This window comes from Lysinibacillus sp. NPDC056232 (assembly GCF_042267565.1).
GTDB lineage: Bacteria > Bacillota > Bacilli > Bacillales_A > Planococcaceae > Lysinibacillus.
In genome coordinates this window covers 1-22,788 of the sequence record NZ_JBHJTF010000062.1, presented here as the reverse complement: position 1 = coordinate 22,788, position 22,788 = coordinate 1, and the positions used below count along the sequence as shown (strand labels likewise).

At 35.1% G+C, this 22,788-nt stretch carries 19 protein-coding genes and 1 pseudogene; 12 read left to right on the top strand and 8 right to left on the bottom strand.

Annotated elements, in window-relative coordinates:
* Positions 1 to 115: 115 nt before the first annotated feature.
* Positions 116 to 871: a class I SAM-dependent methyltransferase gene (locus ACFCYJ_RS25980; RefSeq protein WP_376078682.1), complete on the bottom strand. Its 756-nt coding sequence runs from the start codon at positions 869 to 871 to the stop codon at positions 116 to 118.
* Positions 872 to 891: 20 nt separating this feature from the next.
* Positions 892 to 1,092 (bottom strand): hypothetical protein, encoded by a 201-nt coding sequence (locus tag ACFCYJ_RS25975; protein WP_376078681.1) that lies wholly within the window; start codon positions 1,090 to 1,092, stop codon positions 892 to 894.
* Positions 1,093 to 1,211: 119 nt separating this feature from the next.
* Between ACFCYJ_RS25975 and ACFCYJ_RS25970 the strand changes: the two genes are divergently transcribed.
* Positions 1,212 to 1,736, top strand: a complete 525-nt coding sequence (locus tag ACFCYJ_RS25970; protein WP_376078679.1) for an AAA family ATPase — start codon at positions 1,212 to 1,214, stop codon at positions 1,734 to 1,736.
* A gap of 25 nt (positions 1,737 to 1,761) precedes the next feature.
* Here the strand turns inward: ACFCYJ_RS25970 and ku are convergent, their stop codons facing one another.
* Positions 1,762 to 2,580, bottom strand: coding sequence for a non-homologous end joining protein Ku (ku, locus tag ACFCYJ_RS25965; protein ID WP_376078677.1), 819 nt, complete (start codon positions 2,578 to 2,580; stop codon positions 1,762 to 1,764).
* A 104-nt stretch (positions 2,581 to 2,684) separates the two neighbouring features.
* Here ku and ACFCYJ_RS25960 point away from each other — a divergent pair, with 104 nt between their 5' ends.
* The 4 genes from ACFCYJ_RS25960 to ACFCYJ_RS25945 all read left to right on the top strand — a co-directional run bounded on the left by ACFCYJ_RS25960 (position 2,685) and on the right by ACFCYJ_RS25945 (position 6,403).
* A complete protein-coding gene (locus tag ACFCYJ_RS25960; RefSeq protein WP_376078675.1) occupies positions 2,685 to 4,508 on the top strand; it encodes a DNA ligase D in 1,824 nt (607 codons plus the stop codon).
* A gap of 254 nt (positions 4,509 to 4,762) precedes the next feature.
* Positions 4,763 to 5,326: a TetR/AcrR family transcriptional regulator gene (locus tag ACFCYJ_RS25955; protein WP_376078674.1), complete on the top strand. Its 564-nt coding sequence runs from the start codon at positions 4,763 to 4,765 to the stop codon at positions 5,324 to 5,326.
* A 2-nt stretch (positions 5,327 to 5,328) separates the two neighbouring features.
* Entirely contained in the window at positions 5,329 to 5,808 is a 480-nt protein-coding gene (locus tag ACFCYJ_RS25950; protein ID WP_376078673.1) for a hypothetical protein, read from the top strand.
* Positions 5,809 to 5,959: 151 nt separating this feature from the next.
* Positions 5,960 to 6,403: a PH domain-containing protein gene (locus tag ACFCYJ_RS25945; protein ID WP_376078672.1), complete on the top strand. Its 444-nt coding sequence runs from the start codon at positions 5,960 to 5,962 to the stop codon at positions 6,401 to 6,403.
* Between the two features lie 248 nt (positions 6,404 to 6,651).
* Here the strand turns inward: ACFCYJ_RS25945 and ACFCYJ_RS25940 are convergent, their stop codons facing one another.
* Both ACFCYJ_RS25940 and ACFCYJ_RS25935 read right to left on the bottom strand, forming a co-directional pair.
* Positions 6,652 to 7,608 carry an MBL fold metallo-hydrolase gene (locus tag ACFCYJ_RS25940; protein WP_376078670.1) on the bottom strand — a complete coding sequence of 319 codons (957 nt, stop codon included), beginning with the start codon at positions 7,606 to 7,608 and terminating at the stop codon, positions 6,652 to 6,654.
* 261 nt (positions 7,609 to 7,869) lie between these two features.
* Complete coding sequence (locus tag ACFCYJ_RS25935; RefSeq protein ID WP_376078668.1) at positions 7,870 to 9,114, bottom strand: nucleoside permease; 1,245 nt, start codon at positions 9,112 to 9,114, stop codon at positions 7,870 to 7,872.
* A 433-nt stretch (positions 9,115 to 9,547) separates the two neighbouring features.
* Here ACFCYJ_RS25935 and ACFCYJ_RS25930 point away from each other — a divergent pair, with 433 nt between their 5' ends.
* The 3 genes and pseudogenes from ACFCYJ_RS25930 to ACFCYJ_RS25920 all read left to right on the top strand — a co-directional run.
* A complete protein-coding gene (locus ACFCYJ_RS25930) occupies positions 9,548 to 9,760 on the top strand; it encodes a hypothetical protein (RefSeq protein WP_376078684.1) in 213 nt (70 codons plus the stop codon).
* A gap of 930 nt (positions 9,761 to 10,690) precedes the next feature.
* Complete coding sequence (locus tag ACFCYJ_RS25925; RefSeq protein ID WP_376078666.1) at positions 10,691 to 11,989, top strand: MFS transporter; 1,299 nt, start codon at positions 10,691 to 10,693, stop codon at positions 11,987 to 11,989.
* A 27-nt stretch (positions 11,990 to 12,016) separates the two neighbouring features.
* Positions 12,017 to 12,133: pseudogene (locus tag ACFCYJ_RS25920) on the top strand (IS6 family transposase); the annotation flags it as partial.
* A 120-nt stretch (positions 12,134 to 12,253) separates the two neighbouring features.
* On the opposite strand, the gene ACFCYJ_RS25915 reads toward ACFCYJ_RS25920, so the two are convergent.
* The 3 genes from ACFCYJ_RS25915 to ACFCYJ_RS25905 form a co-directional block, all read right to left on the bottom strand.
* Positions 12,254 to 13,189: a bile acid:sodium symporter family protein gene (locus ACFCYJ_RS25915; protein ID WP_376078664.1), complete on the bottom strand. Its 936-nt coding sequence runs from the start codon at positions 13,187 to 13,189 to the stop codon at positions 12,254 to 12,256.
* Between the two features lie 696 nt (positions 13,190 to 13,885).
* On the bottom strand, positions 13,886 to 14,602 hold the full coding sequence (locus tag ACFCYJ_RS25910) for a copper amine oxidase N-terminal domain-containing protein (RefSeq protein WP_376078662.1): 717 nt from the start codon (positions 14,600 to 14,602) through the stop codon (positions 13,886 to 13,888).
* Positions 14,603 to 16,061: 1,459 nt separating this feature from the next.
* Positions 16,062 to 16,184, bottom strand: coding sequence for a hypothetical protein (locus ACFCYJ_RS25905; protein WP_376078661.1), 123 nt, complete (start codon positions 16,182 to 16,184; stop codon positions 16,062 to 16,064).
* Positions 16,185 to 16,555: 371 nt separating this feature from the next.
* On the opposite strand from ACFCYJ_RS25905, the gene ACFCYJ_RS25900 reads away from it, so the two are divergent.
* The 4 genes from ACFCYJ_RS25900 (at position 16,556) to ACFCYJ_RS25885 (ending at position 22,428) form a co-directional block, all read left to right on the top strand.
* Positions 16,556 to 17,005, top strand: coding sequence for an HTH domain-containing protein (locus ACFCYJ_RS25900; protein WP_376078659.1), 450 nt, complete (start codon positions 16,556 to 16,558; stop codon positions 17,003 to 17,005).
* Positions 17,006 to 18,279: 1,274 nt separating this feature from the next.
* Entirely contained in the window at positions 18,280 to 18,846 is a 567-nt protein-coding gene (locus ACFCYJ_RS25895; protein ID WP_376078657.1) for a MarR family winged helix-turn-helix transcriptional regulator, read from the top strand.
* An 84-nt stretch (positions 18,847 to 18,930) separates the two neighbouring features.
* The gene (locus ACFCYJ_RS25890; RefSeq protein WP_376078655.1) at positions 18,931 to 19,947 is read left to right on the top strand and encodes a serine hydrolase domain-containing protein; all 1,017 of its coding nucleotides are present in this window, start codon (positions 18,931 to 18,933) and stop codon (positions 19,945 to 19,947) included.
* 405 nt (positions 19,948 to 20,352) lie between these two features.
* A complete protein-coding gene (locus ACFCYJ_RS25885) occupies positions 20,353 to 22,428 on the top strand; it encodes a serine hydrolase domain-containing protein (protein ID WP_376078653.1) in 2,076 nt (691 codons plus the stop codon).
* The last annotated feature ends 360 nt before the right edge of the window (positions 22,429 to 22,788 follow it).

The window sequence follows — 22,788 nt, the reverse complement described above, 5'->3', positions numbered from 1 at the left end:
CAAACCTGTTATACGGTAATGCTCCATACGTTCACGAATGTTTATCATCTATTGAGCTCCTAGTTTTTTCTTCATTATAACAGAAAAGGGGAACTGGTGTTTGTAAAATAGGTTTTTATTTTTTCAATTGAGCATGTACAATCATAGATATACTATCTTTTGTAAATTCACTTCTATTCCATGATCCATATAGGTGTAACAAGTCGAACCCATTTTGTTCTAATAGCCTCTTCATTTCCATTGGATATGTATAGCGAAGTCGAATTGAATCTTCGAAAGTAGCATGTTCTAGCTTATTTATAGAACGGCAAGTTAAGATTTGTGTGATAGGGTCATATTCTTCCCGATGTTGAACAGTTAATTTTTCACCTTTGCTATTGACTGAACTTTCTTCGTATTCATCCACGATAGCCAGTTCGCTTAGAAGAGCATTTCTCGTATCGAATACGAATTCTCCACCTGGATGTAAGTGCTTTTTAACGGATTGGAATAAAGCATTTTGACTTTCATTACTTAAAAAATGTTGAAATGAATTACCTGTCATATAAATAAAATTTGATGTGATTGGTAAATGAAGCTGCGTGCAGTCTTGCAAAGTAAAATGTACATCAACATTCTCCTTTTCCGCTTTTTCAATGGCCTGCTGAATCATCCCTTCGTGAATATCAACTGCATAAATCTCAAATCCTTGCTTGGCAAGGGGAATAGCTAATCGACCTGTCCCACAAGCTAATTCAATTATCGTATCGCTTTTCTTACTAAGAAGATTCTCAATATAATGTAAATCCACGTTGTAATTTTCATGAAGTTTATCATATTCAATAGGGTTTTTATATTTCTCTAAATTTCCACGGAATTCATTTTGATACATACAATTTAGCTCCTTCAACTTCATCTTAATTTGTAAGAATATTGTACAATAAATATAATATTCTTACAAATTAGACTAATAGTATAAATGTGGGTTGATTTCCGTTCCGGCTGGTCGCTTTGCCGCTGACGCTTCGCTTTCGCGCAGAGCAGAGCTTCCTGGGGCGTCCGATGAGCCGCTTCGCTGCGCTCCAAGGTCTCATCTGTGACGCTAATCCCCAAGGAGGCGCCCAGCTTCCACTCCAATCAACGTATATAATGACTTTTTTAACAAATTATCATCATTAAATATTGGTGATGAGCAACATAATTAACAAACTATAAAGAATAGGAGTGTTCGTTTGAACAAGAAACTTCCGTGCAAAATACATATCATTGGCTCTGTTGGGAGTGGGAAAACAACTTTAGCGAAAGAATTATCCGAGAAATTAAATATTCCTTATTATGAATTAGATAATGTTGTTTGGATCAGACAAAATTCTGGGGATATTAGAAGGACCGATCAACAAAAAGTGGATTATTTGAATGATATTATTCTGACGAAAGCTTGGATTATTGAGGGCGTTCATAATGAGGACTGGGTAGCACAAAGCTTTTCGGATGCTGATTTAATTATTTTCTTAGATACACATTATTTCATACGAGTCTATCGAATAACAAAACGATTTATTTTACAAAAACTAGGTTTGGAAAAGTCGAATTACAAACCAACTTTTGCGATATTCATTAAAATGTTTAAATGGAATCGTTATTTTGAGGAGATTAGCAAACCTAATTTTTATCACAAATATGGAAAATATAAAGACAAGCTATTGGTCGTAACAAGTAAAAGGGAGATTCTTAAAAAAAGCATATCCAATAAATAAAGGATACGCTTCTTATATGTGTATTTTAAGCATTTTTCTTCGTTTTCGTTGCTCGTTTTCTTGTTGCAGGTTTTTTCGTTTTCTCTAAGGAGGCTTGAAGAGCTGTCATTAAGTCCGTGACATTATCAGGGACTGGGCGTTTATCGTTAGCTGAAATTGTATTCGTAGCTTTTTTCTCCTCAATAAGCTCCATTAATGAATTGCGATAATCGTCCGTATATTTTTCGGGATTAAATTCTGTTGTTAATTGATCGACGAGCATCAGTGCGGTTTCAAGCTCTTTTGGAACAATATTTTGTTCGCTTGGAACATTTGGAACATCTCCAACACTTCTTACTTCATCAGGGAAATGAATCGTTTCCATCACTAAAGCGTTTTGATAAACACGGACGATCGCTAATTGCTCTTTTGAACGGATAATAATTTTAGCAACGCCTATTTTTCCGGATTGCTCTAATGTTTGACGTAATAGGGAATAAGCCTTTCCGCCAGTCGAATCAGGGGATAAAAAATAAGTGCGTTCAAAATAAATAGGATCGATTTCAGTTAATTTTACAAAATCAATGATTTCAACGGCCTTATCTTCATTTTCCTTACGTAAGCTCTCTAATTCTTCTTGATCTAATACGACAAACTTATTTTTGGCATATTCATACGCCTTCACAATATCTTCATCTTTTACTTCTTGGTCGCAGCCTTCACAAACCTTTTTATAGCTAATAGGGGTATGACATTCTTTATGGAGCTGACGTAATTTAATGTCTTTATTTTCAGTAGCGGCATGAAGTTTTACCGGTATATTGACAAGACCAAATGAGATACTGCCTTTCCAAACTGTATGCATTTGTATCACCTCGTTTTTCTTACTATGATATATTTTGCTTATTTTTATGTATCTTAAAGTGAAATCGTCAAAAACTGAAGGTAAAAAGAAAAGTAGGTATTCTTATGAAACCAATGCTTTTAACGGAAGTGCTTGAAACGCCTATTGGTGAGGAATGGATGTACGAAACAAAATATGATGGATTTAGATGTATGTTAGTATGGGACGAACAGCCAATGTTAATAAGTAGAAATGGCAATAACTTAAATCACTTGTTTCCAGAGATACTCGATTTTTGTAAGAGTATATTTAATAAAGTTAAAAAGTATTTACCACTTACATTTGATGGTGAATTAGTTTGTTTAAAGAATAACTTTAACAGTGATTTTTCGCTTGTCCAACAAAGAGGGAGGATGCAAAACAAAGAAGTTATTGCTACGCACGCAAAAGCTTTTCCTTGTCATTATATTGCTTTTGATTTACTAACCTATAAAGGGGAATCCTTGACAAGTAAGTATTTAAAAACACGCAAACAGCAACTTTCAAAGCTTTTTACGACTTTAAAGCTCCCGGTGTCTGTCAATTATGAAGATCAATGTCCTTTACAAGCGATTAGCAGTTTGGAGCATAGTGAGTCTCTTTGGCAGGCTATTAAGGTTTACAACGGAGAGGGCATGATAGCGAAGAAGAAAACAAGTAAATGGGTCGGTGATACACGCTCGACACATTGGTTGAAAATAAAGAATTGGAGATATGTAACGGTCATAGTCACGAAATATGATCATGGCAATGGTTATTTTCATGGCAGTATTTATCAACTGGAGAAGCTAGTTGAAGTTGTTAGTTTTAAACATGGAATGTCAGAGGAAGAGCGAAAAATACTTACTGCTTTTTTTCAAGCAAATGGGCAGAGGAATAATGAAACATGGGAGTTGGAGCCATCCGTTTGTGTTGATATAGCATGTATTGATTTCGATGGCAGCAAATGTCGAGAACCGCGTTTTCATGCATTTCGACTGGAAATGTTGCCAGAGGATTGTCATTGGCAGCATATGCAACGTCAACTTTTTCCGATTCCAGATACTGTTCAGATTACGCATCCTGATAAGCCTGTTTGGCCTGAAATCGGTATTACGAAGGATGGTTATTTGCACTATTTGCAAATGATTTCTCCATATTTACTTCCTTTTTTGCGAAATCGACCGCTTACCTTAATTCGATTTCCTCATGGGGTTCCGGGTGAAAGCTTTTATCAAAAAAGTAGTCCTGAGAAAATACCTGAATTTGCTTCAACAGGATGGATGGACGATATTCATTATCTTGTATGCAACAATCTTGAAACATTATTGTGGCTAGGCAATCAGCTTGCACTTGAGCTGCATATTCCATTTCAAACTTTACAATCAGAACATCCTACTGAAATTGTCTTTGATCTAGATCCTCCTTCTGTCGATCAATTTTCGCTTGCCGTTACTGGGGCACTAGATTTAAAGGGAATTATTGATTATTTTAAGCTCCAATCTTTTGTGAAAACATCGGGAGGCAAAGGATTACAGCTATATATACCATTACCTGAAAATGCCTTTACTTATGAAGAGGTGCGAGTATTTACTGAATTTGTCTGTCGTTTTTTATGTGAGCAAAAACCAGAATTGTATACAATCGAGCGTTTAAAGAAGAATAGACATCAAAAATTATATTTAGATTATGTGCAGCATGCAGAAGGCAAGACGATTATTGCACCATATTCCACTCGTGGTAATGAGAAGGGCTTGGTGGCAACACCATTATACTGGGAGGAGGTTAATGAGCATTTAACACCTGATCAATTTACAATTCCCGCTGTACTGGAGCGAATGAAAAAAGTGAGCAACCCATTTAAAAATTTCCGTCAAGTAGGGGAAAGTCAGGATTTTCAATCAGCTTTAAAGCGTTTAAAAGAGCAATGATGTGCTTCCTAAGTGTAGTAAAGAAGAGAATGGGGGGCATAGATTAAACAAAAAAGCATCGGCTTCAGTGTTTCGGGTGTTGGAGAAAAAATAACAAACAGTATTAAAAAAAGCGATACAATTTACTTTTACGACAGAACTCCATTCTGACTGTTCCTGGTTATTGTGGAAAAAATGGGCTTTTGATGTAATTGTATTTCCAATCTAACGACGTTAAACTAACAGTGTTAGATTAAGGAGGGGAGAGATGAATTTTGTCAAAATTACAAAAAGAACCTTTAAGTAACAAGCGTATTATTCAGGCTACGTTGGATATTTTGGATTCGTATGGTGCTGCAGGATTATCTATGCGTCGTCTTGGCACTACATTGAATGTAGAAGCGGCATCCCTTTATCATCATGTACCAAATAAAGAAGCACTTATACAACAGATTATCGATGATGTGAGCATAAAAGCTGTTGTTGACGAAGCAACTGTGCTGCCATGGACGCAGACGTTCCAGGCTTTTGCAACTAATTTCAGAAACATATTGAAAGCGCATCCGGGGGTGGTTCCATTAGTGGCCATTCACTCCGTTTCTGAAGAGACGGGCGCTAAATTGGCTGTCCCATTAATTGCTGCAATGGAAAAGACAAAGGCAAGTCCGGAAGAAGTTCTTTTCATCATCCAGTCGATCGCCGTCTTTGTTATTGGTCATGCACTTGCGGAGGTAGGTAATTGGCCTGAACGTCCCACGGCGCCACCGGAATACTATAATCAATGGTTCGAAGTAGGTCTTACTGCATTGATCAATGGATTCAAACAAAAGTATGAATAACAATGACAGGAGGAACAACCATTTTTTTTTATTTATTGCTATTGCAGGTTGCAACGTTGCTTTATCATCAACTTACAACATGGTTTGATTTTTATCCTTTTAACGGAGTACGTCATTACTCAGCCAAAGAGCGCCGCAATGAGGCGTTGGTGAACGGCATAATTATGATGATCCCTATCTTGCTTTCTTTAACCCGCGAGTCCGTATGGATCGGCATTAGTGGATTTGTATGGACCCTTGTTTTGATTGGGGCAATTTTTAGCTGGTGGATTCCTTATTTGACAGGTGTGATGGTTTATAAAATGCCGAATAACGAGAAATGGCAGCAAGTATACGAAAGGATTTTTTCGAACACCATTACCATACTTCCTCGTATAAAAAATAATCCGCGTCCCAACCTGGAGCATATGATTCTCCATGCCCTTATTCTAGGGTCGGCGATTACTGCTTGGACGTTTGCTTTCTATTTCAAAATCGGCTAAAAGTTATTATTAAAGTTCGATTTTTATCAAAACACCATTATTTAAAAGCACTTAAAAGAATGTTCTTATACTTGCGAAACCATTGCCTATTGATTCTAATAATAGTAACTGAATTTTAGAGAAAATTAATAAGAATGGTGGGATAACTCTTATGGTTTATCATGCAAAAACAGATATTAATTTAGCAATAATGATGTTTTTATTGGTTTGGATATTTGGCGCTATATCACTTCTTCCGATCATCACATCTTTATTAACGGTTATTATTATGTCAACGGCCTTTATTGTTTCACTAGTTTTTATTTGGTGGTACGCAAATTCTATCAAGTTTGTTTTCTGTGAAAATTATCTTTTAGTTAAAGGTGGTCCATTCAAAAGTAAGATTCCGTATCAAAGTATAACAAGGGTTTCTCCAACGACAGATAAGTATACTGGTTATCAAATTTCATCATCTGATAAGGGACTGGAAATATTTTACGAAACAGCAGCTCATGGGAGTATAAAAATTTTACCAAAAGACAAAATGGAGTTTATTTTAGAGTTAAAAAAACGATGTCCTAATGCACAAATTCCGCAAAATCAACAATTCGAGTAATTGGTTAAATTTGTTTTATCAGTAATCCCTTATTGATAGGGAGGAGCAGGATTTTCAATCTGTCTTGGGTCATATACAAGACTGTAAGAGAGGGCCAAATTACTACGCCCTCTTTGCCTTTCTATTCCCAGAGTTCTTTAAATCAGAACTCACTTGCTTGCCTGCTGAAATCAAACATATCGTAACCGTTGAAGAAAAAAGAACATAAAAGAAACAGAGAGGATTACTCCTCACCAGTTAAGTTTGCTTTAATTTTGGGAATTCTTTTTCTCTAAGTAATCCAGAATCCCCATTGACGAAACAATAGTATCGAATGGGATTGTTTGATAAACCGGATGATTTTCTGCGATGCCATTTTCCTGTAAATAGTTGTACAAAAGAGCCTTTAAGCGGGTATCTAAAAATTGTACTTGTTCTTTAAAATCACTAGATACCAATAACGCCTTTTTCCCTTCAGCTAGAAATAATGGTGTCCAGTAGCGCACTTGTCTGTAAGCTTCAGTTGGATTTTTATATGCACCGAAATGACCGAAATACAATTCAGTAGCCTTTAACTTTTCATAAAGCTGGATAGATTGCTCCATCGTATGTGGGTCATACTGATTCGGTGAAGTGGAGGGAATAATTAAATCGATTGATTCACTCTCCATTTCTGGATAACGTACACCAGTAGTATCTCCAACAAACAATCCATTCGTAGCAGAATAATGTATGGATACATGATGTTTTGCATGACCTTCTGTATGATAAAACGTTAGCTGATGTTGACCTAAAGATAGGACTTCCTCATGGCCAATTTCTATAATGCGTTCAGCATCAATAGGGACAATTGGATCAAATAGACGATCGAATTCTGCTCCATAAACACTCTTTGCACTTGCAATTAGACGACTAGGATCCACCATATGAGATACACCTCGTGGATGCACAACGAATGTGGCATTTGGGCAGCTTTGTAAAAATAACCCTGCACCTCCAGCATGGTCTAAATGGATATGCGTAACAATTACATATTGAATATCCTCTAGTGTAATATGTAATTCATTTAAACCTTCTATTATATATGGCATAGACGGACTGGCAGAAGTCTCGATTAAGGCAATTTTTTCATCAATCAGCAAATAAGAGCTTGTACGCTGTTCCCGATTTAAATCATGTGTATCAATACAATAAAAATTTGGTGCAAGTTGTTGGACTCTCCCCATTTAAATTAGCCTCCTTTGTTTCTAAGTTCAGTATATTCTCTTATGTGTGTCTTTTATCTACAAAAAGTAGTGTTTATACTTTATGATAATAGAAAAGTATACTGAGTGTCTATTCATTTTTTTGGGGGAAACAACCTCTTAATTTTGTTGATGAAGATTTAAAAATGATTTCGCTTAAAGAGTGGAGAAAGCGTTCAACCATTTAATCCAGTAAAATAGCCTTAACCAAAACGGCAAGGCTCTTTCTTTTACAGGGCAAGATTATCCATTTTTCAATGCATTGCTGTCATGATTATATTTAAAAATGATGGCAAAAATGATGGCCAAAACGAGCGTATAGGCGCCAAAGAACAACCAAATATTTTGCCAATTTCGCACGCCGTCAACTGTAAAATAATCAACTACTTTTCCACTAATGACAGCCCCTAAATAGGCGCCTATTCCATTGACCATCGTACTAAATAATCCTTGAGCACTGCCGCGAATTCGATGGTCGACTTCTTTTTCTACAAAAATGGCTCCCGAAATATTAAAGAAATCAAAGGCACAACCGTAAACGATCATTGATAACAATAATAGTAAAAATCCTCCACCAATTGGGCTTCCATACCCAAAGAAAACAAAACGTAATGTCCATCCCACCATACTGATGAGTATTACTTTTTTAATGCCATACTTACTTAAAAAAAATGGAATGGTGAGAATGAAGAATACCTCTGAAATTTGTGACACTGATAATAAAATAGCTGGATATTTAACAGCGAAGCTATTTTTATAATCAGGGTTCAATGCGAAGTCGTGTAAAAATGGATCACCGAATGTATTGGTAATTTGAAGCGCAACGCCTAATAGCATTGAAAAAATTAAAAACAAAGCCATTTTTTTATCTTTAAAAAGAACAAAAGCATCAAGTCCCAAAAGGCTTACCCATGACTTGTCCTTTATTTCATTGGAAGTTGGGCATGCCGGAAGAGAAATTGTGTATAGTGCAAGTACCACCGAAGAGCCGCTAGCAATAAATAACTGAATATTACTTAATTCAATTTTGGCAAGACTAATAATCCACATCGCAAGAATAAAACCAATTGTCCCATAGACACGAATAGGGGGGAAGTCCTTTACAATATCAAACCCTTTGTTCTCCAGACTAAAATAAGAAATCGTATTCGATAATGCAAGTGTTGGCATATATACGATTGAGTTAAAGAACATTACCCAAAACATCATGGTAGGATCTGAAATTTGAGCCGCTATAAATAGGGTAATCGCACCGAGGAAATGCAATATTCCGTATAAAACATTGGCTTTTACCCAACGATCGGCAATAATACCTATAAGACTTGGCATAATAATAGCTGCAAGACCGTTAGAACTATACACGATTCCCACTTGCGCGCCAGTAAAATGCAACGTATTAATCATATAAGAACCAAATGTAACGAGCCAAGACCCCCAAATAAAAAATTGAAGAAAAATCATTATTTTAAGCCGTAATTTTATACTCATTTTTTCCTCCTATAGAAGGTGATGTAGTTGTTCTGAGGCAATAATGCCATTTAAAGAAGTACCAGATAAGAAGCATTTCTTTCGTAATTCACTACTTTGGATTTTAGAACATAACTACAGCATTTGCTCCTTATGTCCGAATCATACGAATTTATTGGAGTTTCTTTTGACTGTTCGTCCTATACAAAGTAACAGAATTGTTTTGATGAAAATTGCGATAATATATACGCTTTATATGAAAATAGCAAGAACGTGAAGAAATACAACAAGGAGGATTTTAGTTTTCCAAAATACAAACTGTACATTCCGATTCTAGAACGTGATTTTATTAGGACAAGCTCTGGAATTTTTTTGATAGGCAATCTAGTGTCTAAATAATATAATTATTAAGTGACGTTTTTAAACTTAAAGTTTAGGAGTAGGTACTTTGGAAATGTTTATTATGGCAATATTGGTTACGTTAATTTTTGGCAGTTTTTCTTACATGTTGTTAAAGTTTCCTGAAGATTTTTTAAAGATGAGTTCCTTTTCAGAAAAAATCACTAAGAAACCATTTTTAAAAAAGTACGTTAAGTTTACGGGCTGGTGGTTTTTAATACTTGTGATAGGTATATGGGTTATAGCAATCCTCTCTTTATTTGAATGAAATGATGAGAAGTAGTTGAAAATCAATGCTGTAAGTGATCGTATTATGAAGCTGTATGCCACAGCTCAGAATATGTATGCTCTTCTAAATCAGGATTGTTATTATTACACATAGAAGGAGAAAACGAAGGGTTACGTTTCTATACATATCTTTTTTCAACAAAGTGAAGTTACTCATTTGAATAATAATGAGTAACTTTTTTCTATTTTGCAATTACTTCAAAAAAGGGCAGTGGGGTTCACATAGGGATTCTCTCCATAGGTATTCAATAAAACAATTAATTACTAGGACACAGACCTACGACCGACCTACCTACGCATAAAACTGATTAAACAAGACGCATATTAATTGAGAAATTTAGTTACATTGACGCTCCGGTACAATCATAATCTGCATGATCAAATATAGTGGGCTTAATAGAAGGGCTCTCAGACGTTTTTAAAATCCAGTTGACGGGTAATTTCTCCGTCTCGATTCGTCTGAGAGCCCTTTAATTGTATACAGAAGTCCAAGCAATTATCTTTATGACTAATGTGTACATATTTCATTAACAATTCCTCTAATCTAAAACCCTTATTCATATAGCATTAAAGTGGTTACTATCCGTTTCAAAAATAATGTTTACAATTATTTGAAAACTATTCAATAAAATGTATAATCATTTAAAAGAAGGTAATGAAGGCCGTATAAATTGTTTTGGAATCGTTAGTTTCAAAATAAATTAAAAAATATAATTCGCGGTTAAACAAGTAGGAGATGAACAAACTTCATAAGAATCCTCCACCTCTATGTAAATTACCTCTACTTGATATTCTTATACTAGAAAACATACTATTAAACTTTTCTTACCAAAACATTCTATACTGTTTCCTCGTTTTGCATGTAGATACTTCTTTCAAAACAACCTAGGAATGCGGAGGGAGATATGTTATGGAAAAGAACTCAAATCTATGGAAAATTGTATTTATAGCTAGTTTTATAGGTTTAACAGTCGATGGTATGGATATCCAAATGTTGTCATTGGTGATGCCGAGCCTAATTGATGAGTTCATCTTAGATACTAAGGCTGCTGGTTGGATCAGTACATTCTCTCTATTAGGGATGGCACTTGGTGGAATCTTAGGAGGTTGGTTATCTGACCGCTTTGGCCGCGTTAAAATGATGACGTATATGATGATATTATTCTCAGTTGGAACCGCTCTTTTAGCTTTTGTACAGACATATGAACAATTTATTATTGTTCGTTTCATAGCAGCAATTGGTATGGGAGCTGAATATTCATTAGCCACAATGGTAATGGCTGAATATGTAAAGATTAAACATAGAGCAACTATTATGGGGGTATTAGGTTCTTCCTATTCATTAGGATATTTAGTCGCAGTTTTATTAGCGGGCGCGATTCTTCCTGATTATGGTTGGAGACCATTATTCTTAATTTCAATCATCCCGGTTGTTGTGGCCATCTATATTCGTGTAAAAGTACCTGAGCCTACTGGCTGGAGATTGGCTAAAAAACAAGCTAAAACTTCTAAAGCTAAGAAATCAAATGAGTGGCTTCGGTTGTTTAGGGATAAGAAAGTTTTAACAATCTTTCTATTATGGATAGTAACTTCTTCCCTATTGCAATTCGGATATTACGGGGTAGGTACTTGGCTGCCAACGTATATTGTGAAAGAATTAGGCTTTAATTTCAAAGAAATGACAGGATATTTAATTGGAACATATACAGCATCGATTCTTGGTAAAGCCCTTGCTGGTTGGGCTGCCAATGTAATTGGTCGTCGTGGGGTTTTCATGATTGCAGGATTATCTACAGCGGTCATGTTACCAGTCATCTATTTTTATCAATCACCAGGAAACATCATTATATTAATGACGGTTCTAGGTTTCGTATATGGAGCGCCGTATGGTGTAAATGCTACTTATTTAAGTGAAAGCTTCCCAACTCATATTAGAGGAACCGCTGTAGGTGCGGCTTACAATACGGGAAGAATAGGTGCAGCTTTAGCTCCTATCCTTATTGGAATTATCGCAACTACACAATCAATTGGATTTGGACTAGCTGTGTTAGGTATTTCTTATGCATTTATGGGGTTAATTCCTGCACTATTCATTAAGGAAAAAATGTACGATACGTTTGAAAACGATACAAGAGGAGAAATAGTAGAAGAGGGGGAGGTAGGAGAAGAAGAGATGCTAGCAAAAGAGGTTCTAGTGCAAAAACCTTAAAATAAGAGATAAATAGACCGCAATGTTTTCTTTAAGAAAGCAATGCGGTCTATTTATGTTTCTAAGCCTCGTGGCATATCAGTCGATAAGAATAAAGATTATCCTATGGCAATTGAACAGTTTAAAAATGAGCAAATTTTCCCTACAAGAACGTTCGTTTTAAGCATGCATAGATAATTAGTTTTTTAAGTGAGTAAAACTAAAAAAACTCTGAAAAGCCAAGGCTTCCAGAGTTTTTGAACATTTAAATGCTATGTGTTGAATCTACTTATCTTTATCTTTCATACGACTAAAAATGGTTGCCAATATAGGACCTGATATATTATGCCATACACTGAAAATCGCACTTGGTACCGCGGCTAACGGAGAGAAATGTGCAACGGCTAAAGATGCACCTAGGCCCGAATTTTGCATTCCGACTTCAATTGCAATAGCCTTCTTTTTTGCTAAGTTCATACCGAAGATCTTTCCAAATAAATACCCGATTAAATAGCCTAAACAATTATGTAAAACAACAACAGCGAAGATAATTAAACCAGTTTCAGCAATCTTTTGTTGATTGCCCGCAACAACAGCAGCCACAATAGCAACGATGGCTACTACAGAAACAAGTGGCATCACTTTCACACTTGCTTTGGCTTGCTTGTTAAAGAGCTTTTGTACAATGAAGCCTAATGCAATCGGAATAATAATTACTTTGACGATCGACATGAAAAGTGCACTAGGTGCTACATCAATGTACTCACTAGCGAATAAATAAATAAGTCCAGGTGTGATGATCGGAGCTAATAAAGTTGTGATAGATGTAACTGTCACCGATAATGCCACATCTCCTTTGGAAAGGAATGTCATGACATTTGAAGATGTACCCCCTGGGCAGCAACCTACCAATATAACACCAATTGCAATTTCCGGTTGAAGATTGAATAGTTTCACCAATAAAAAAGCTAAAGTTGGCATGATTAGAAATTGACCAACTACACCAACTGCCACATCTTTCGGTCTAGTTAAGACTTCTTTAAAGTCCGCAACTGTTATGGTTAATCCCATACCAAACATCACAATACCTAGTAATGTCGTGATATACGCCCCAATCCAAGAAAATCCGCTAGGAATAAAAAAGGCAAGTGCTGCAAAAAGAAGCACCCAAATTGCAAATGTGTTGCTAACAAATTGACTAAAACGTTCTAAACCTTTCATTTAACACCTCTATGTAATATTTTACTAACATAGAAAACTATATATTGAATACAGAATTTAATCAATAGTTAGAATAATTAATTAATAAAATTTGATTCCATATTCATAATATTTAGGGAAATAAAGTTATTATACCTAGACTCTTATTTTGGATAGTTTATATGAACTAGGTATGAGAGTAATAAAGCCTATTATAAGATAGAAAAGAATAAGAAATAATAGAAATGAATGAAAGGCTAGGACATCAAGAGAGTTAGAACGATTGGTTGCAGATGTTACAGAGGGAAGTGGGAATGTAGCTAGTAGGATGAATTTCATTTCTTAAGATCCGCGACCGTTTCAAATGGTAAAGGAATTTAATATAGAAAATGAACGAGTAAGTTTATAGCAAATACACGCTTCTGGTAGAACTGTAAAAGGTTAAGCAATCAGCGGGACCAAATAACTTTTCTAAAGTCTAAAGGGTGCTCGAAACGTACTGCCCTATGACCCTACTAAGAAATGCAGCGGTTGCAAGGTTTTCAGGGAGCAACGGAGCATAGGGAAAGAGCTTGAGCAGATTTGTAATTTGCGTAGGTGGGCTAAGTGGAGGTTCGAAAGATTCCTCCTAATATTTTGGGATTATTTAAATGATGGAAAGAGCTAAAGCGTACAAAAAAAATTAAAGGGAGGTTTATTCGCCTCCCTCAATCACTCTTACTTGTAAAATCTTGATTCAAATAAACCGATCTGGGCACTAATATTTGAAGATTCTTTTTTACTTAATTTAAAGCCAATTTTATTGGCACCTTTGAGTTTCAACTCAATATCCTTTGGCATATCGCCAGCAGAAATTGTATAGGTTTCAATTGATTTCTCGTCAAGAAATACTTCTAATTTTAATTCTTTTGTTATATTTTTACCTTCTTCAGTCAATCCTAACGTAGTTTTAAAAGTGTTGTATTGACCATTCAAAGGAAATTCAATCAATGACCATTGATTATCCCAGGAATGAGTTGAAATTGTAATGTAATTGCTATAATCATTTCCAATATTATCTGAAATTGTTTTTTGGTTAAATGAATAACTATATAAACTACTATAATTTTCACTGTTTTGGAAGTTCATATATTCTAAATCCCTTCCAGGGTAAAAAGCAGATTTGTCACTCGTTTTACCTATATTTATTGTTTGATTAGCGCTATCCCATTCCACTGGATTTCCTAGTTGCTCACTAATGAAGCGTAAAGGAACATAAGTAGTACCATTGTATGTAAAAGGTTTATTTTCTGGCATCTTTGATACTTGGTTAATTTTTATATTTTTGATATTATAGAAAACTTCGAGTGTTTGACTGTTAGAACTAGCATAAACACCCGCACTTCCTAATAGAAGCGCACCTGCTACTGAAAATCCGATTAATTTTTTCTTCATAAATTTTATTCCTCCATAAATCTAATTGAATGAGACATATTGCTCAAGTATAATGATTCTTTGTTCACTATTAGTTAATGAGATTAAAGAACCTTTTTACTCATATAATTATAATGTATCGTACAATTTCCGCAAGTTTTAATATTTTTTTAAAAAATATGGAATATTTTTAAGTGTTTGCTTTGTTTATAAATTAGTTTTGTTGAATCAAATGAACCATTAAAGAATATGAAAAAGCCGCAACGTCGTCAGACACTACAGCTCAGAATTGGTTTATGCCCTTCTATTTAGGCTAGTCAGATACCAGGATTATAAAACATAGGTGGGCAAAACTATGTTAATTTACCGAACCATCGAGATAAGTGCGATTTCTGTCGGGCTACAAAGAAGTTAGAAAGTACATTCGGAATTGAGTATCTACTAGATTAGGTGTGCAATTGGATGAATGATGTACAGACCAGAGTTTTATTCCCTGCCTGGATTTTCAGAAATGCGGAGAATAATGATAAAATCAGTCGCTTGTTGCTGGAATGTAAGACTAAACTTGTCATTTCTTGCGCTTACCCGGGAAATTATTTCTTATTTCCTAACCTGAGTAACTATTTTTCCAAATAGCTTTTAAAGCAGATATAAAATAATGCGGTGGTTGAGGCTTCGGATATGTTTTTTGTTAATAAATTTGTGATTTGATTATTACGTCAAAAAGAGAGGTGAGCTCAGATGGCAAAATTCAGATACGTCTATAGAACAATCCTCTTGCGGTTGAGAAAATGACATCAGATGATAAAAACTTTTTCCTGTAAGCTAAAAGACTTCGAATTGTTTCTTACGGTAAAGTATAGACTTATCTCCATAAGATTGAGTCGATTATCAGATGAACCTAGTGAGCAATTAACACTATTTTAAAGTACAATAAGAAAGAAAATGTGTAAGAAGTCGAGAACATTAGGCAAAGATAAAGAGGCTGAGGCTGGGACATAAGTATATTTTTAAAGCAAAAAATTTTACATCAGAAAAGCGCGAAAAATCAACGTTTCTAAAATTGATTTCTCGCGCTTTTTTAGGTTTTGACTAGTTTTGTCCCTGCCTCAAAATATTTACCTAGTTTTAACATCACTTTTATTAGGTTCATCAGCAAATTGGATTAATATAAATCCTCCCAAAAACAAAATTCTACCTGTCCATTTTATCCAGTGATAATATTGGTGGTCTTGTAAAAAGTAAATTGAAATAAGTATAATAATACTACCGATAATCACTAAAGAAATCGGAAATTTTGACACTCTGATGCACCCTTTTTATGTATATTTTTTGAAAATAGTTGAACTTATTCAAAGGTAACATATATAGGTATTTATGTAAATATAATGCCATTTTATACTTGGTATACCGTTGTAGTATTAATCGAAAATAGAGCGATTCAAACATCGCTCTATAATCCCATTATGTATTCAAATAATTACTTGTTTCTTTCAAGTTCTTCGATATGTTTTTCTAACTTTTTGATTTTAGAATCAGCTGAGACAGCAAAGGCAAATGACAAAAAATCAAAAGAAAAAGCCATAAGTGCAAAAGAGTTCATTTAAATACCTCCAAATAACAATAAAGTGAAATTTCCCAACAGCCGCGGTTAAATTCGTTATGGTGCGAGGAGCTGGCTGAATTCGCTGGAGTTGAGGACATCGATATTGTTTCAGCTACATTTATCCGTCAAGACTTGGGTGATAAAGATGTAAAGGGGTACTACTCTTACATAATTGACGTTTGTGTTTGAAAGTCCTCTGTACGTTCTTCAGTTTTGGCTTTATTAGTTTGCATAAAACCAATAGATAATAGAAGTGTGAAAATAAGTGTGAAAAGTTTTTCTATTTCTTGCTCCCATAATATGTATTTCTCGCAATTTATATTAATACAATAATACTTTCAGCAAAATAAAGTAAGGGGTGTAATATAATGGATGGAAATCGAAAAAAAGTAGAAATATCTTTACTCACTAATGGACCGACTCAATCTGATTACCTTAGAGAACAATTTCAAGATTTAATTAAAAAATTTAATTTAGGGCTTCAACATCTCTCTAAAATGTTCGGTATACCCATAAATGAGATAGACAATTTAATGATAGGTTCAATTACAATCACAGATGAAAAATTTGAAGAGATTGAGTATAAATTAACAATGTTGAATTTTGGCTTTGATGGTTTTAATGCTAAAGATAGAGTAAAGTCAATATTGAATAGTTTGTTAACGGAATATGAGATAACAACAGAGAGCTTGTCTAAAATTATAAATATAGCAGAAAAAGAACTTATAGATTTTAAAGAAGATCAATTACTAGAGAGGAACATAGAAATTGAGATATGCGTGAATATTATCATGTTTAATTTTGCTTTACATAAATAAATTTAAAGCCCAGGTACTCACTAATAATGAGCGCCTGGGCTATTTTTGTTTATTCAAGCTGCTTCTTTCTCATAAATAAATGACGCTAGTCTAGAAGATTGGTTGGAAAGTTTTTAGTTGTTATTCATGCGGTGGCGGCTCATCAATGGGTTACAAATTAGCTGGAGATGATGTTATTGGCAACGTTGAAATTGATCCGGAAATGACGCATATATAAGAAAAATCATAATCCTAGATACCCATTTTTAATGGGAATACAACAATTTAAAGAGATATCTTTATAGTGAACCCCCAAGTAAGCTATTTAATTTAGATATTTTAGATAGCTCGCCACCTTGTAGTGTTTTTTCTACTGCAGGTAAAAGGGAAGAAAAGTTGGGGGATGCTCACCATTTTAGTTAGGGTCAAGCAAAGCAAAGGTTAGATGATTTATTTTTGACTTTATTGATGTTGCTGAGAAGCTTCAACCTAAAATAATCATTGCCGAGAATGTTTAAGGGGTGCTTATTGGACAGGAGAGAGGTTTTGTTACGCTTATTGCAAAAGTGTTTGATGAAATTGGATATCGGCTACAGATATTCTAGTTAAACAGTGCATCCATGGGTGTAGCTATAACTCAGGGAAAGAGTTTTCTTTATAGCTCATGGAAAAGATTTAAGCTGCACCGTGCAAGTATAAAACTTCTTTATAAATGTTTCTGAGAAATATTGTTGTAGCTTTTCCCGACTTGAACGTATTGAGTGAAATGTAGAACACTTTCATTCACCTCAAGAATGGAGCTAATTAATTCCTCAGCGAGCACAACTTTATTAGAACGTTCTGCAAAGTTGTTCAATTTTTCTTCCTTTAAATAAAGGCTTGGATGACCGCATAATTGCTTGTTTCCCTATCATCATATAAGGATTGTGTTTATGTTTAGTCAGTTTTTTAGACTTCTTTAACTTCTTTTTTAACTTCTTCTAAAATTGATTGATAAAGAGTTCCTGTTTGATTGTCATTTTCCAATATTGTTTTTGTTCTAGTTTTTCTGGTAAATCTGCTGTGAATTTTTTATCCTTTTTTATTCTCTTCCGATGTCAAACCCCTAGTTATAGGACCTCTTAGTTTAAGCATTTTTAAAATTTTGTACTTCATCAAACACACAATAATCCACTTCAGGTTTTCTTATTGAATTAAAGGAGCATTGTTTCAAAATAATTAGACAGTATATTGACTAAAATCGATTATGTGATACTCTTTATTTAGACAGTAAACTGTCTAAGTGGAGGATAACTATGGATATTTACAAAGAAATATTTTTAATGCAGCAAACTTACGCTACTTTATTTTCTCTTGCCAATAAAATTCAGGTAAAAGGTGACAAGTTTCTTGAACTTTTAACATCAAGACAGTATATGGCAATGGTGGCAATAGCGCATTTACCTGAAGATGAAACGACTTTGAATAATATTGCTAGAAAATTAGGTACTACAAAACAGAGTACGAAACAGTTGATTACAATCATGGAAAATAGGGGTTACGTTAACGTAGTTCCTAGTAAAAAAGATAAACGTGCGGTTAATGTAATAATCACTAAAAATGGAAAAGAGGTATTGCTTGTTGTTGCAGAAAAAGGAATCTTCTTTTTGGAAGATCTTTTTAAAAAATTCTCAACTGAAGAATTGGAAACAATGTGGGGCCTTTTGAAGAAACTATATAGTTTTGACGGTGATGAACAAGATGGATTTGAAGAAGAGGGTAACTTAAAAATGGATGAAGATAACGATGAATTACAATCGAGAATAATGAAGGAATTTGAGAGACGAAGAATTCAAGCAATTAATAAGGGAAATAAAATGTGAAAAATAAATCGTATAGGCTAATTATCCTGAAGAAAATAATATCAATATTTTTAAAAAATGAAGGATAAAGAGGAGCGATTGTTTATGTTTGAAATTAGTGATGAAACGTTAAGATTAATTAAAAAGACCTGTAAAGGAAAAAAAGATTTAAAATTAACTGTAGGTTATTTAACAGACAATAATATAGTTATAAAAGTTTATAATGAAAACGGTGAACTTGATCCATCAGAAAAATTTTATTATGAAATTGGATCGATTACAAAGACTTTTACTGTATCATTGCTATCAAAATATGTATTCGAGAACAAGTTATCACTAAACGATTCAATACAAAAATATATAGAAGAATTTAAGGAAGATGAATATTATCCTACATTGCTCCGTCTTGCTACTCATTCTTCTGGATATTCAGCCAGTCTGCCATTAAATAAACGGGAATATTCTGGCCTATTTTTAGATTTGATCATTGGCGGTGGTAATTTGAATAAGAATAATCCGTTAAATATGGGTTTTAACAAAATGAAAATACTAATTGAAAAAAATAAATTGAAAGAAATGGATTATTCGTGGAAATATTCAAATTTCGGTATATCACTTATTGGGTATGGATTGGGGACTGTATCAGGCAGGGGATTTTGGGACACTATGAATGATTTTCTTCATAATGAGCTAGGACTAAGCGATACTTATTTAGGCACATCCAATAATAATTTACATGGTTATGACAGAAAAAATAATGATTGCGGCAACTGGAAATGGAACAAAGAAAATCTTATATCACCTGCGGGTGCAATAAGTTCAACTGCTGAGGATCTACTTAAATATGCAAAAATAAATATTTACGAAGATAAACCATATTTGTCTCTTTGTCATAAAAAGCATGGAAATGGAACAAAGAAGTATGATATGGGTCTTGGATGGTGGCTTTTAAAGAAAAACAATAATGTAATGTTACATGGCGGTGGAACAGGATGCTTTAGTTCATTTTTAGGGATTGATAAAGAAAAGAAAGTTGCCTCCGTTGTTTTAGCCAATTATAGATTAGGTAGAAATGATGATGAAAAGATAGGGATTTCCTTATTAGAAAGTCTACAAATTTAAAACATCTGATATTAATTAGATAGATTTCTTCCTGTTAAGATAACTTTATTTTTGGAAGTTCCTTAGAAACAGGAACTCCTCAATCCAAAGAAGGAACTAATAAAATAAAAACAGCTAAACTTTCGCAAGTTGCAAATATTGTAGCTGCACAATAGAAGATGACCAGCAAAGCTAAATTTAGCCGAGCTGGTCTTTTTAATTTACTCTCATAATCCAACCATAAGTTTTAAGCTCGATAGGGTATCAGTCTATCACTGTATTTACGAGAAAATAAAACTTTGATATTCTATTTATGGGAAATATTTCTTACTGAGGGGGGATCAAGGTGTTAAAGTGAACAAAAAATTGTGCATTTATTATTGTTTTAGGAAGTGTATATCTAGAAATCAAGGAGGTATTTCTTTAATGAAAAATAAACTATCTTTGGTGTTAGCCGCTACATTAGCGTTAACGATGAGCCTACCAACAGGGGCGATGGCGTCTTCTAGCAGTCAGAATACGGTTGTAGCTAGCCAAGAAGTAGCTAGTCAAGCACTGAAAAAGATTGCGGCAGAGAAGGCTACTCTACTTACGAAGACCTATGAGACGACTAGCGTGCAGTATGCGCTAATTGATAATGGTAAACTTATTTTGTCGGGTCAGACAGGCAAGAACGATATGGAAGGGAAACAGCCACTGACCAAAGATACCCTATACGGGATTGGTTCAGTCAGTAAAATGTATGTAACAGCGGCTGTAATGAAATTGGTCGACGAAGGAAAAGTCGATTTGGATGCTCCTGTCGTCCACTATGTTCCTGATTTCAAAATGAAAGACGAGCGTTACAAAAGCATTTCGCCACGTATGCTGTTGAACCACTCCTCCGGCTTGCAAGGTAATACGCTTAGTAATTCATTTTTATTTAAAGATAATGATACCTATGCCCATGATAACTTGTTGCAGCAATTGTCCAACCAGCAATTGAAGGCGGATCCTGGAGCGTTCTCGGTATACTGCAACGATGGCTTTACGCTAGCCGAGATTATGGTGGAAAGAGTCAGCGGTATGAGCTTTACCGAATTCATACATCAACAGTTTACAAAACCCTTAAAGCTAAATCATACGAAAACGCCGCAGGACAATTGGGAAGACGATAAGCGTGCTGGACTTTATTCTCCAATGTACCCAGGGCAGCTTCCTACTGAATCAGTGAATGTGATTGGTACGGGAGGGATCTCTTCCACAGCAGAAGATTTGGTGCGATTCTCACAAATATTTATGGGACAGGGAAAAGGAATCCTCTCTGAAAATGCAGTCAAGGCGATGGAGCAAGAGGAATATAAAAAAGGAATGTGGCCGGGGGATGGAGATAATATTATCAACTATGGTCTTGGCTGGGATAGTGTGAAACTATATCCATTTAGTGAATATGGGATAAAAGGCTTGGCTAAAGGCGGCGACACGGTACTGCAACATGCTTCACTAGTTGTGCTTCCGGAACAGAAGATGGCAGTGGCAGTGTTGTCATCCGGTGGTAGCAGCATTCTAAATCAACTGATGGCGAATGAATTACTGCTCGCTGCGCTTAAAGAGAAGGGTGCAATTAAGGATATCAAGCCAAACAAATCCTTTAGCAAGCCAATCAAAGCCAAAATGCCTCAAGACGTAGCGAAGAAAGCGGGTTTTTACGGCAATAGTTTCGGTCAATTCAAAATAGAAATTACGAAGACTGGAGAACTAATCTTACCATCTAATCCACAAGTAAAATATGTATATACTGCGAATGGAAGCTTTATTAATGAGAATGGTACCGCCAAACTCAATTTCGTCACTGAGAAGAATGGACGAACTTATTTGAAGGAGAGCACATATTCATCGATACCAGGTTTAGGGCAAGCAGTGGTTACTCAATATGTAGCCGAGAAACTAGAAGACAATGCGCTATCGAAGGAAACCGCTGCCGCATGGGCAAAGCGAGAAGGCGTCAAGTTTTATCTTGTGAGTGAGAAATTTAGTTCAATGCAATATTTAATGATGCTTGCCGAACAAATTAATAGCAAGGAAGGCATGGAGGGCTATTGGGAAAGCTTAAAAATTACAGGCCCTAACACGGCGATGCATCAGCTCCAAATACCTGTGGCTAGTGGCCGTGATACGACGGAAGCCCGTTTCTATACAGAAGGCGGCGATGAATATATAGAGATGTCCGGATTTTTATACGTAAGCGAATCCAACGTAAAACCGCTGGATGCAGGCCAATCATCCAAAGTTACGCTGCAAGCAAATGGGCATGCGAAATGGTTTACGATCCCACAAGCGGCAGCAGAGAAAACGATGACCGTGGCGTTGCCATCGAAGAGTTCGTTCGCGGTGTATGATGAGAATGGAGTATGTATCAATTTTACCGTTGTAAGCGACAATAACAAAGTAAAACTGCCGAAGAACGGAACGGTTGTATTTGCTGGCGAGCCGAATTCGGAATTTGCAATTACGTTGAACTAACTATAATTCAAGAACGACATCAACAAAACCAGTACGACACGATTGTATTCTTAACTCGGAAATATGTAGAAACTAATAAACAAAAGCCACTAAAGATGAACTATACCCCAAAAGTTAGACCGAAAATCTAACTTTAAGGGGTTCACTACACATAGTGGCTTTTTTTATTTTAAGATAAAATGGAAATAAAGGTTACGATACCTAGTTGTTGTAAATTATTTTCTTTGATAAAATTTCTACTATAATAATAACGTACCTGTCCAAAACGATTTTTATAAATATATAATTTTTTTGTTGAGGCACCATTTTAAAAAAACTACGAGTCCCAAGAGTCCACATCGACGGGGAGGTTTGGCACCT

Bases quoted from the DNA above. Each gene is read 5' to 3' on its own strand.
- ACFCYJ_RS25980 (WP_376078682.1), bottom strand. From the start codon at position 871: ATGTATCAAAATGAATTCCGTGGAAATTTAGAGAAATATAAAAACCCT.
- ku (WP_376078677.1), bottom strand. From the start codon at position 2,580: ATGCATACAGTTTGGAAAGGCAGTATCTCATTTGGTCTTGTCAATATA.
- ACFCYJ_RS25960 (WP_376078675.1), top strand. From the start codon at position 2,685: ATGAAACCAATGCTTTTAACGGAAGTGCTTGAAACGCCTATTGGTGAG.
- ACFCYJ_RS25950 (WP_376078673.1), top strand. From the start codon at position 5,329: ATGACAGGAGGAACAACCATTTTTTTTTATTTATTGCTATTGCAGGTT.
- ACFCYJ_RS25945 (WP_376078672.1), top strand. From the start codon at position 5,960: ATGGTTTATCATGCAAAAACAGATATTAATTTAGCAATAATGATGTTT.
- ACFCYJ_RS25940 (WP_376078670.1), bottom strand. From the start codon at position 7,608: ATGGGGAGAGTCCAACAACTTGCACCAAATTTTTATTGTATTGATACA.
- ACFCYJ_RS25935 (WP_376078668.1), bottom strand. From the start codon at position 9,114: ATGAGTATAAAATTACGGCTTAAAATAATGATTTTTCTTCAATTTTTT.
- ACFCYJ_RS25930 (WP_376078684.1), top strand. From the start codon at position 9,548: ATGTTTATTATGGCAATATTGGTTACGTTAATTTTTGGCAGTTTTTCT.
- ACFCYJ_RS25925 (WP_376078666.1), top strand. From the start codon at position 10,691: ATGGAAAAGAACTCAAATCTATGGAAAATTGTATTTATAGCTAGTTTT.
- ACFCYJ_RS25915 (WP_376078664.1), bottom strand. From the start codon at position 13,189: ATGAAAGGTTTAGAACGTTTTAGTCAATTTGTTAGCAACACATTTGCA.
- ACFCYJ_RS25910 (WP_376078662.1), bottom strand. From the start codon at position 14,602: ATGAAGAAAAAATTAATCGGATTTTCAGTAGCAGGTGCGCTTCTATTA.
- ACFCYJ_RS25905 (WP_376078661.1), bottom strand. From the start codon at position 16,184: ATGAACTCTTTTGCACTTATGGCTTTTTCTTTTGATTTTTTGTCATTT.
- ACFCYJ_RS25900 (WP_376078659.1), top strand. From the start codon at position 16,556: ATGGATGGAAATCGAAAAAAAGTAGAAATATCTTTACTCACTAATGGA.
- ACFCYJ_RS25895 (WP_376078657.1), top strand. From the start codon at position 18,280: ATGGATATTTACAAAGAAATATTTTTAATGCAGCAAACTTACGCTACT.
- ACFCYJ_RS25890 (WP_376078655.1), top strand. From the start codon at position 18,931: ATGTTTGAAATTAGTGATGAAACGTTAAGATTAATTAAAAAGACCTGT.
- ACFCYJ_RS25885 (WP_376078653.1), top strand. From the start codon at position 20,353: ATGAAAAATAAACTATCTTTGGTGTTAGCCGCTACATTAGCGTTAACG.